The sequence below is a fragment of the uncultured Devosia sp. genome (genome assembly GCF_913055165.1).
GTDB lineage: Bacteria > Pseudomonadota > Alphaproteobacteria > Rhizobiales > Devosiaceae > Devosia.
In genome coordinates this window covers 1-5004 of sequence record NZ_CAJXJS010000109.1, presented here as the reverse complement: position 1 = coordinate 5004, position 5004 = coordinate 1, and the positions used below count along the sequence as shown (strand labels likewise).

The following is a 5004-nucleotide window of genomic DNA, read 5'->3' as shown; positions in this document are numbered from 1 at the left end:
GGACGGGGTAAGCCCCGGGAGCGTTGCGGGATGCCGTCCGCTACGCCTTTCTAGCATCCCACCGCTAGACAGAAGCGGTTTTGCGGCATGGCCGCCGGTTCGAAGTACCCTGGGTCCTGCGAGGGGGAGAGGGTGAGATCGGCAACATGCCTTGATGCTCACAGAACCCAGGGTAACTGGTTGGCCCAGGGGGCCGCGGCTGTGCTCCTGGCGGAACAGTGCCGATGGAGTTTCCGGCGACCAGCTAGATCGCCAGATATTCGTGCCGAAGGTCGGCGTTATCCAGGACCTCCTTGGCCGTGCCGGCGAAGGCAACCTCGCCGGTGTCGAGAATGACGGCGCGGTCCGCCAGCTTCAGTGCGGCCACTGCGTTCTGCTCCACGATGATGGTGGTGATGCCGAGTGGCTTGATCGAGTGCAGGATGCGTTCGATCTCGTGCACGATGACAGGCGCAAGGCCTTCATAGGGCTCGTCGAGCAGCAAAAGCTTGAGGTCTCTTGCCAGCGCGCGGGCGATGGCCAGCATCTGCTGCTCACCGCCGGACAGCGTCACGCCTTCCTGTGTGCGGCGTTCGGCGAGGCGCGGGAAGCTTTCGTAGATCTGCTCAAGGCTCCAGCCATTGCCCGGCGCGACCTTGGCGAGACTGATGTTCTCCTCCACGGTCAGGCCCTGAATGATGCGCCGGTCTTCTGGCACGAGCTGGATGCCGGCGCGCGCGGCCTGGTAGCTGCTCATCTCATGAATGGGCATGCCGTCGAGCCAGATTTCGCCCTGGCGCATTTGCGGATTGTCGGTTCGCGCGATGGTCCGCAGTGTAGATGTCTTGCCCGCCCCGTTGCGGCCGAGCAGCGCCAGAATTTCACCCTTTCGGATATCGAGCGAAACGCCCTGCACGATATAGCTCTCGCCATAATAGGCGTGCATGTCGCGCACCGAGAAGAAGGGGCGGGTGGTGTCGAGTTCGGCAGTATTGCTGCCGGCGGCAATGGTTTCGGATTGCATGGCGACGGAACTCATCAATGGGCCCCTCCGAGATAGGCTTCCTGGACCTTGGGATTGCCCCGCACCTCGTCCGGCGAGCCATCGGCGATAATGCGGCCCTGGGCGAGTACGGAAATCTTGTCGGCGAGCGAGAACACCACATGCATGTCGTGCTCGATGATGACCTTGGTCATCCCGCGCTCCTTGATCTTCTTGAGAAGTTCAATTGTGGTGTTGGTGTCGTGGCGGCTCATGCCCGCCGTTGGTTCATCGAGCAGCAACAGGCGCGGATGCTGGATCAGGCACATGGCCAGTTCCATGCGCCGCTTGTCGCCACGGCTGAGGCTTCCCGCGTGCATGTCGCGGCGGTTGAGCATGCCGACATCCTCGAGCATGTGCTCGGCTTCCTGGCGAATGGTGGTTTCGCTGTCGAGCGAGCGCAACATGTTGAGGGTGAAGGTGCCATCGCGCTTGGCGAAGGCGGGGATCATCACATTGTGCAAGACCGAGAGGTCGGCAAAGATTTCGGGCGTCTGAAAGACGCGGGCGATGCCGAGCTGGTTGATCTGATAGGGCTTGCGCCCAGTGAGCATGTTCCCGTCGAACACTACCTGGCCGCTGGTCGGCGCCAGCTTGCCGATGATGACGTTGAGCAGGGTCGACTTGCCAGCACCGTTCGGCCCAATGATCGCATGGGTCTTGCCTTCCTCGACCTGGAGGTCGATGTCAGCCAGGGCATGCAGGCCGCCGAAGCGCTTGTGAACGTCTGCCACGTGCAGGACAACGTTGGAATTGGCCATTTGTGCTTGTCCTTATTCGGCTGGCTGGGGCTGGTGCGACTTGGCGCCGGGCGGACCGGAGCGCCGTGCGACCGCGGTGAGGCGACGCACGCCTTCCATGATGCCGCCAGGCAGGAAGATCACGATAATGACGAACACCAGACCAAGGGTGAGGTGCCAGCCATCGCCGACGAACTTGCTGGTGACCTTGACCACGACATCAGCAACGCCCTCGGGGAGGAAGCTCCAGAACTGGGCAAGGATGTTGTCATTGAGGGCCGAGAGAATGTTCTCGAAGTACTTGATGATCCAGGCGCCGATGACGGGACCGACCAGAGTGCCCACGCCGCCCAGAATGGTCATGAGAACCACTTCGCCAGAGGCCGTCCACTGCATGCGCTCGGCGCCGGCCAGTGGGTCGGTAACGGCCAGCAGGGCTCCGGCGAGACCGGCATACATGCCCGAAATCACGAAGGCTGACAGCGCATAGGGGCGGGTGTTGAAGCCGGTGAACTGCATGCGCGTCTGGTTCGACTTGATGGATTTGAGCATCATGCCGAAGGGTGAACCGGCGACGCGCTGGGCAAAGAAGAAGGACAGGATCAGGAAGCCAGCGCAGAAATAGAAGCCTGCATAGCCACCCAGTTGCTGGCCCAGAAGGGTCGGCACGGGTTGCCCGACAAAGGTCTGCCCCAGTGCAGCATCGAGCACGCGCGGGTCATTGAGCGTCAGTTGCAGACCCGTTTCACCATTGGTGATGGGGGTCAGCACGGAATAGGCCAGATTGTAGCTCATCTGGGCGAATGCCAGGGTCAGAATGGAGAAGTAGATGCCTGACCGGCGCAGCGAGAGAAACCCGATGACCAGGGCAAACAGGCCCGAGATGATCACGGCAAAGATCATGGCCGGAATGGCATCGAGCGTCAGAAGCTTGAATGACCAGACCGCGGCATAGGAGCCAACCCCGAAGAAGGCGGCGTGGCCGAAGCTGAGATAGCCGGTCAGGCCGAACAGGATGTTGAAGCCAACGGCGAAGATACCGAAGATCATGAAGCGCTGCAGCAGGTCGGGATAGCCGGCGCCGAAGGGCGTGAGCCAGATCGGCATGGCAAGGACCACGACGGCAAAGCCCAGGAACAGCAACAGATCGTTGCGGGACATGAAATTGGTCATGTCAGCTCTCCATGACACCGCGGCGGCCCATCAGACCACGCGGGCGAACCAGTAGAATTACGACGGCCACCAGATAGATGATGATCTGGTCGATGCCGGGGACGATGGCCTTGATCTGGGTCATGGATGCAAAGGACTGCAGAATGCCCAATAGGAAGCCAGCGGCGACGGCGCCAGGCAGGGAGCCCATGCCGCCGACCACCACGACCACGAAGCTGAGGACCAGGAAATCCATGCCCAGGTGGTAGTTGGGCGGCAGCAGGGGTGTGTACATCACACCGGCCATGCCGGCGACGATGGCGGCGAGGCCGAACATGATGGTGAAGCGGCGATCGATGTTGATCCCGAGCAGGCCAACGGTTTCACGATCGGCCATGCCGGCGCGGACTACCATGCCGAATGTGGTGAACTGGAGGAAGGCAAAGACACCACCGATCACGATAGCCGAGAACAGGAAATAGATCAGGCGCCAGAGCGGGTAGGTGATCACATTGGCCTGGAAGCCGATCCAGGAGCCGATATCGGCCGCGCCGCGCAGATCGGTGGGCATGGGCTGGGGGATCGGATTGGGGCCGAAGATCGATTTGATCACTTCCTGTGCCACGATGGCCAAGCCGAAGGTGACGAGAATCTGCTCGGCATGGGGACGCTTGTAGAAGTGCTTGATAATGCCGCGTTCCAGCGCGATGCCGACCAGCAGCATGATCGGAATGGTGATCAGGATGGAGAACGGAACGGAGTAATTAACCAGCACCGCTCCGAAATCCCCGAACCAGGTCTGTACCAGGGGCTCGCGAATCTCCAGCGGTGCGCCCCAGGGTGAGGTCTGGGTCGGGTCGATGGTGACCGTTTCAAGGGTCAGGAACTGGCGGAACATGACGGCACAGAAAGCGCCCAGCATAAACAAGGCGCCGTGCGCAAAGTTCACGACCCCAAGCGTACCGAACACCAGGGTCAGACCAAGGGCGATCAGCGCATAGGCAGCGCCTTTATCGAGCCCATTGAGAAATTGCAGAAAGATGACTTCGAACATTTGATGCTCCGCTGGAGGCGATGACCTCTCGGTTCATCGCGCAATGCCGTCGCTGGATATCCGAACGACTCCGGGGCTGCGGTTGCGCAGGCGGAAACACCCGGGAAGCCGGGCGCCGGCAGACCGGAAGGGGCAAGGACGGATCCTTGCCCCTCAGTAGTTTTAGGCGCAGAGGGGGGCTGGCTCCGCCGGGCCGAGCTCGCCGCCGAAGATCGAGGGGTCATAGTTGACCGTCTCGCGATCGACTTCCTGCACAACGTTGAGCACGTCGTACTCGCTGGTCGGGTTGTCGTTGCCCTGCACCACAAGCACCGACTTCATGCACTGGTGGTCTTCGGCGCGGTAGAGCGTCCGGCCATTGCCCATGCCATCGAACTCGTGGCCTTCCAGGGCCTTGATGACCTCGGGCGGATAGAAGGTACCGGCACGTTCCACTGCGTCCGCATAGAGCAGGGTCTGCACATAGGCGGTGTGAGCGGCCTGCGACGGCGGGGAGCCATAGGCGGCGCCGAAGGACTTGGTGAAGGCAACCGAGCCGGGATCCTGCAGGTTCCAGTGCCAGTTCGAGGTACCGAAGATACCCTTGATGTTGGCGCCAGCACCCTTGGCCATCAATTCGGAGAACAGCGGAACCACGATCTGGAAGTCCTTGCCGTTCGCCTGGCGATCGCGCATGCCGAACTGGACCGCCTGAGTCAGCGAGTTCACCATGTCGTTGCCGTAGTGGTTCAGGATCAGGACGTCGGCGCCCGAGTTCAGCACCGGGGTGAGGAACTGCGAGAAGTCGCCAGCACCCAGAGGCGTGCGGACGGTTTCCACGGTTTCCCAACCAAGACCTTCGGTCGTGTTCTTGATCGACTCTTCCTGCGTCCAACCCCAAGTGTAGTCGGCGGTCAGGTGATAGGCCCGGCGGTCATTGCCGTATTCCGAGCTCAGGATCGGGCCCAGGGCCACACCAGACTGGTAGGCGTTGAAGAAGTGGCGGAAGCCGTAGCGCCGCTTGTCCTTGCCGGTGGTGTCATTGGAATGGGTCAGGC

The 5004-nt window shown here is 61.5% G+C and carries 5 protein-coding genes; all 5 read right to left on the bottom strand.

Annotation, left to right across the window (positions count from 1 at the left end):
- Window positions 1-244: 244 nt before the first annotated feature.
- Window positions 245-1003 (bottom strand): ABC transporter ATP-binding protein, encoded by a 759-nt coding sequence (locus QZ564_RS18920; RefSeq protein WP_297113460.1) that lies wholly within the window; start codon window positions 1001-1003, stop codon window positions 245-247.
- A gap of 14 nt (window positions 1004-1017) precedes the next feature.
- Entirely contained in the window at window positions 1018-1782 is a 765-nt protein-coding gene (locus QZ564_RS18915; protein WP_297113458.1) for an ABC transporter ATP-binding protein, read from the bottom strand.
- A 12-nt stretch (window positions 1783-1794) separates the two neighbouring features.
- Window positions 1795-2934, bottom strand: a complete 1140-nt coding sequence (locus QZ564_RS18910) for a branched-chain amino acid ABC transporter permease (protein WP_297113456.1) — start codon at window positions 2932-2934, stop codon at window positions 1795-1797.
- A gap of 1 nt (window position 2935) precedes the next feature.
- On the bottom strand, window positions 2936-3967 hold the full coding sequence (locus QZ564_RS18905; RefSeq protein ID WP_297113454.1) for a branched-chain amino acid ABC transporter permease: 1032 nt from the start codon (window positions 3965-3967) through the stop codon (window positions 2936-2938).
- A gap of 162 nt (window positions 3968-4129) precedes the next feature.
- Window positions 4130-5004, bottom strand: an 875-nt coding sequence (locus QZ564_RS18900) for an ABC transporter substrate-binding protein (RefSeq protein ID WP_297113452.1), incomplete at its 5' end; no start/stop codon positions are given.

What these genes read in the sequence shown, in the direction of transcription:
- QZ564_RS18920 (WP_297113460.1), bottom strand. Translation starts at nt 1,003, where the DNA reads ATGCAATCCGAAACCATTGCCGCCGGCAGCAATACTGCCGAACTCGAC.
- QZ564_RS18915 (WP_297113458.1), bottom strand. Translation starts at nt 1,782, where the DNA reads ATGGCCAATTCCAACGTTGTCCTGCACGTGGCAGACGTTCACAAGCGC.
- QZ564_RS18910 (WP_297113456.1), bottom strand. Translation starts at nt 2,934, where the DNA reads ATGACCAATTTCATGTCCCGCAACGATCTGTTGCTGTTCCTGGGCTTT.
- QZ564_RS18905 (WP_297113454.1), bottom strand. Translation starts at nt 3,967, where the DNA reads ATGTTCGAAGTCATCTTTCTGCAATTTCTCAATGGGCTCGATAAAGGC.